Annotated in this window: 8 protein-coding genes; 2 read left to right on the top strand and 6 right to left on the bottom strand. The window is 41.0% G+C overall.

Annotation, left to right across the window (positions count from 1 at the left end; translation table 11 throughout):
• Positions 1 to 251, top strand: a 251-nt coding sequence (locus tag F557_RS0112785; RefSeq protein WP_044142584.1) for a hypothetical protein, incomplete at its 5' end; no start/stop codon positions are given.
• Between the two features lie 22 nt (positions 252 to 273).
• Here F557_RS0112785 and iscB read toward each other — a convergent pair.
• From iscB to F557_RS0112760, 6 genes are all read right to left on the bottom strand, one after another.
• Entirely contained in the window at positions 274 to 1224 is a 951-nt protein-coding gene (gene iscB / locus F557_RS0112780) for an RNA-guided endonuclease IscB (RefSeq protein ID WP_019002618.1), read from the bottom strand.
• Positions 1225 to 1577: 353 nt separating this feature from the next.
• On the bottom strand, positions 1578 to 1766 hold the full coding sequence (locus F557_RS0112775) for a hypothetical protein (protein WP_019002617.1): 189 nt from the start codon (positions 1764 to 1766) through the stop codon (positions 1578 to 1580).
• Between the two features lie 14 nt (positions 1767 to 1780).
• Positions 1781 to 2911: a PDDEXK nuclease domain-containing protein gene (locus F557_RS0112770; RefSeq protein ID WP_044143497.1), complete on the bottom strand. Its 1131-nt coding sequence runs from the start codon at positions 2909 to 2911 to the stop codon at positions 1781 to 1783.
• A gap of 198 nt (positions 2912 to 3109) precedes the next feature.
• A complete protein-coding gene (locus tag F557_RS23015) occupies positions 3110 to 3268 on the bottom strand; it encodes a hypothetical protein (RefSeq protein ID WP_019002615.1) in 159 nt (52 codons plus the stop codon).
• A 6-nt stretch (positions 3269 to 3274) separates the two neighbouring features.
• Positions 3275 to 4399, bottom strand: a complete 1125-nt coding sequence (locus F557_RS19920) for a site-specific integrase (protein WP_044143347.1) — start codon at positions 4397 to 4399, stop codon at positions 3275 to 3277.
• The gene (locus F557_RS0112760; RefSeq protein WP_019002613.1) at positions 4362 to 4601 is read right to left on the bottom strand and encodes a helix-turn-helix domain-containing protein; all 240 of its coding nucleotides are present in this window, start codon (positions 4599 to 4601) and stop codon (positions 4362 to 4364) included. Before F557_RS0112760 ends, F557_RS19920 begins: the two co-directional genes overlap by 38 nt.
• 155 nt (positions 4602 to 4756) lie before the next feature.
• On the opposite strand from F557_RS0112760, the gene F557_RS0112755 reads away from it, so the two are divergent.
• The coding region (locus F557_RS0112755; RefSeq protein WP_245539414.1) for an AAA family ATPase at positions 4757 to 5014 on the top strand (258 nt) is incomplete at its 3' end.

Here is a 5014-nt window from a genome sequence, read left to right as displayed (position 1 = left end):
GTGACTTTGCAGTGCTGAGACATTCAATGCCCAGCGGATTTGGCTCTATTGAGGGAGCTAAGTCTACGGCTGTGTTCTCATCATTTCATGAAACCTGCAAAGCTCATGGAGTTGACCTGGAAGATTACCTTGAATTTCTGTTCAGATATATGGGTATTCACAGAGACGAACTGAAAGATGAATCGCTGTCTGATGAAAGAAGAAATGCTATTCTTGAGCAGGCTATGCCGTGGAAATTTAAGAAGGCCTAAAGTGCTGACTTTAGACCTAATACTATAAATATATTCCGTCCGGCTTTGCGGAGAAATTTCCGGAAATGCAGCGGGCATCCACGTTGTGGTCTTTCTCCAGCCTGTTTGCAATTCTTTTACTTTTAGTCTCATAACCATAGGTATAACTTACATTGTTATATGTTTTCCTGAGGTTTTCAATCAGATATTTCCTCAGTATGCTCATAAAAGTTTCGGGTTTATAGGAACTGCCTTTAGTTACATTATCCAGACTTATTAACCCCCGGTGATACATGTTATGACAGGTTTCACATAAGGTAATTAAATTGTCAGGCGAGTTGCCGCCGGTTTTTCGTGATTCAAGATGATGAACATTTAAAACCATGTCTTTTGATTTACCTTTGCAATATCTGCATTTATGGTTATCTCTATACAAAACGTATTCACGTACATTCCAGAAGTCTGATTGAACACCCTGCTGATATTCAGCTCCTTTTATCTCAGGATTTTTTATTTTCTGAATATCGAAATTCGCAACCTCTACAACGATTTTTCCTATCGGCAAAAACCTGTGCAGTTTTGCTACGAGTGTTAAATGGCATTCCAGTTTTGATTTTATTGACGGAGGCAGCCATTTTTCCGTACGTTTCCGATTCGAAAATCTTGCTTTTCTATATCGTAATTTCCTTGAACGTCGGGTTCGTCTCGTTTCCCTTCGGGTTGATAAATTTTCAACTAAATCTGTTCTTAGTTCCGCTTTGCATTCAAAAAGAACTTTATCCTTTGTTGTTGCTGATAACCCTACATTCTCATAACCGGTATCAATCCCTAATGCAACTTCCTGAATTTCATTACTTCTCTCCTTTGTTAATTGGACAGTAAAAGGATGATAATTGACAATGAATGCCTTTTTATCACGAAGCAGATGCCTTACCCTGCCGTGACGCCCGGTCGGCATAAGCGGTTCACCTTTGCTGTTCAGAACGTATATCATATAAAATCCCTTAATGAGTTGCAGTTTATGCTGTTAACAGCCGGAACTCTGCAAAACCGTAAATGCACCTTCGTCAATGTTATTGAGAGGTTTGCCGTGTACAACACTGTCAGCGTTACCGACTGTTTAATCATACACCTTAGAGCTTCAGACTAGATGAACATCCGAAGGTAACTATTTGAATTTATTTACATAAATTCATTCTCTCATAACGTAGTTCATTCACTTTTCAGTGAAATCACTTAGACTAAGCAAAAGCCATAATTACCTTAAAAGTTATTATGGATCGTTTACTGATTACTACCTACCATTATCAAGTTATCGGTGTACAACATTACTTTAACGCTGAAACATTAATGTTTTTGATACAGGGCTAGATATTTTTCTAGTTTTATTTTACCTTCTTCATACGCATTTATTTGAGAATAAATTCTAGGATTCTTTTGAATATATTTCTTTGATTTTCTTAAAGCTTTTGCCAAAGCAATACAAGTCTTGTCGTCGTTGATTACAAACCTCTTTGTAACAGATGATATAGCCATGTGTACTTCTCCGGTTAGAGTTCTTCTTTCAATTCTGGATGTTGCAGATAAAATATTCCTTTCTGTGTCTCTATCTCAGCTCTCAACTGTTCTTCTGTAGGCAGACAAAGTCTGTACTTTGCTGCAAAAAGCTGCTCGTTGCCATGCAGTACGGAATAACGGGCTATATCTTCATCCGTCTCTGAACACAGCACAATACCCAATGTCGGATTATGGTTCTCACTTCGTTTCAATTCATCATACATTCTAACGTACATATCCATCTGTCCCACATCCTGGTGGGTAATCTTCCCGATTTTCAGATCAATCAGAACGAAGCATTGCAGAATATAGTTGTAGAATACAAGGTCAATATAGTAATCCTGCTTTTCCGTGTGAATGTGCTGTTGTCTTGCTACAAATGCATATCCTTTTCCCAATTCCATCAAAAATCGTTGCAGATTTCCTATGATAGCCTGCTCCAAATCCGATTCAAGATAACTGGTATCTTCCTGCATTCCAAGGAACTCGGCAATTACCGGATTGCGAATAAACTCAAGTTTTCCTTGGTACTCGGAGGTAAGCTGTTTCATTTCATTCTCAACAGCCTTGCTGTTATGAGACAATAACATCCTGTCATAATACTGAGTACTAATATTCCGCTGTAAAGTACGCACAGACCAAGTCTGCTCATAAGCTTCCTTTTCATACCAGGCTCTCGCATTCGGATCCAGCACTTGTAGTAGAATCGCATAATGAGACCATGACAAAACCTGACTTTGTAGCCTATATCCAGTTACATCTACTAAAGATAGTTGCGACACTGTCGCCACTATCTCACCGCCGTTATTGTCTATCGAAGATAGTTGCGACACTGTCGCAACTATCTTCGGAAACACTTTGTAGAATTTGATATACCGATACAGACTTGTCTTATCAAAACCTTTTCCGTACTGTTCGGTTAGCGCTTCAGCAAGCTCAGCAACTATTTTTTCTCCGTATCTCTCGGCGTGAGTGCCTGATAATTCTTCTTCTGCTATACGCTTACCAAGTAGCCAGTTTCGAATGACAAGTATTCTGTCAACCGTCTGGTATGCACTCTTACGGGAAGATTCGATTATTGAACTTAGATCATTATAAAATTCTCTAGATATTATTCCGTCCATCACTGACCTTTTCTCTCGTATCTGCGCAAAACTCACAGATGCACTGTAATCAAATTCTATCTGTTTAATTTCCGTAAATTTATGTCAGCATATTAGCAAAATACTAGACGATGTTGCAAGTTGGACTATGTATAGCAATAGAGTATTTGAATTCCATCTAAAAAAGCCCATGCCGTAATGGTCATGAGCTTGATATGATTACTGGTGGAGTGGCTTAGATGTACTGAACTGACTCTCCATACTGCGCATGGTATCACGCTCAATATTATTGATTTCCTTTCTGGCGTCTTCCAGCTCTTTAAGTCTGATAATCTCATCCTTGGCATCATCAAGACCAAGATGAGTATAGACGTCCATGGTTACTTAGATTTCAGAATGTCCCATCAGGTACTGCAGAGTTTTAGGATTCATTCTTGCTCTGGCCTGATTGCTGCAGTAGGTATGGCGGCATACATGAGGTGTTATCGACGGCATCTGAATTTTGTAGATGTCGTTATACCGCTTAACGGCATGCTGGAACCTGTGCTCCCAGTGCAGAGCCACTTCAGGCATTCCGTCCTTGTCTCTGATAAGGAATCCGGCATAACCTTTAACGATAACCTCCGGCAGATCTGTCGGTCGGTTTTCCACCAGGGACTTAAACATCTGATACACTTCCTCCGTCATCGGCAGTTTACGGGTTCCGGCACTGGTCTTGGTGGGGCAGATGTCGTATTTGCCGGATCTGAATCTCTGCACCTGATGATTGATATCGATTATTCTGTTTTCCAGATCTATATCCTTTAGTGTCAGACCGCAGAATTCCGATATTCGCATTCCGGTGTGAAACAGAATGTAAATAGCCTCATAGTACTTGCAGTAGATGTTGTCGTCATGAATAAATTTAAGAAACTTGTTCATCTGCTCTCTGGTGATGGCGAGTCTTGTTTTTTCAGTGTTGTAAATCACTCCCACCAGCTCAAATCCGAAAGGATTCTTCATCAGCAAATCATCATCCACCGCCATCTGAAAAGCAGGTCTTAACACACCGCGGACTGTTTTAATCGTGCTTGAACCGCGACCGTCTGACTGCAGCTTGATTAAGAAAAGCTTGGCATCGGAGGTTTTCACCTCACACATCTTCCGGTCTCCGAATTCCTCATTCTTAAGCAGATTACGGACAAAATTGTAACCGATACGTGTCGATTCTCTGACACCTGTTCTGGTCTTAAGATACCTCTCAACGAGCTCATTGACCGTGAGATTTCTGTATGAGGGATCAAGCCGTGATTCCAAATCCCGGTTAACGCTTTTCTCAAGCTCCCGGAGGGATACACACGGCAGTTTTCCGGCAGGCTGCGGATCTGACGGGGTAAGCCGCCAACTGTACAGAAATTTGGCTTTACCGTTAACCACATATTTAAACTGGTATTTGCCGTTTGCTCTGACAGATTCTCCGGTATGGAGAACTCTACGCTTCGAGTCTCTTCTTAGTTTTAAACTTGGCATTTATTAGATTCTCCTGTTCGCCATTACTTAAATACCTGATAAGCTCTTCCCTGACAATGAAGCGCTGCTTTCCATAAGGAAGCACAAAGCTGAGTTCAACCTCCCGGATCAGACGTTTGAATTTCCCCCGGCTGAGATTAAACAGCGTTATGGCCTCCTCAACGGTAAGCAGTTCCTTTTCCTCAAGCTTACGTTCTTCCATAAGCCACTCCCTTAAACAAAGGAATTATTGATGAGAAACTCTTCAAACTTAGGGCGTACAATCAGATAACGGTTGCCGCATCTGACGGAAAAGTTACCGATGTTGGCGGTTGACGATTAACCAGGTTATGGGATAATGACAGTGATAGAGCCTTTCTGCGCTTCAATAGCGGACCGGGGAAAGGCCTTTTTAGAGGTGATGGACAGGTTCAGAGGTGGAACAGTATTTTGAAGTATATTGGTATCGGAACTGAATTTTTTCATGAGCTTATTGAAAATAACTGCTATTACGTAGATAAGACTCCGCTCATCAGAACCTTGTTTAAGGAATCAGCTACCAATGCCTTTCTCATTATGAGACCGAGGCGTTTCGGTAAAACGCTAACCATGTCCACCTTCTATGACTTTCTGTCT

The sequence above is a fragment of the Succinimonas amylolytica DSM 2873 genome (assembly GCF_000378405.1).
Classification (GTDB): domain Bacteria; phylum Pseudomonadota; class Gammaproteobacteria; order Enterobacterales; family Succinivibrionaceae; genus Succinimonas; species Succinimonas amylolytica.
This window is presented reverse-complemented; position numbering and strand designations above follow the sequence as displayed.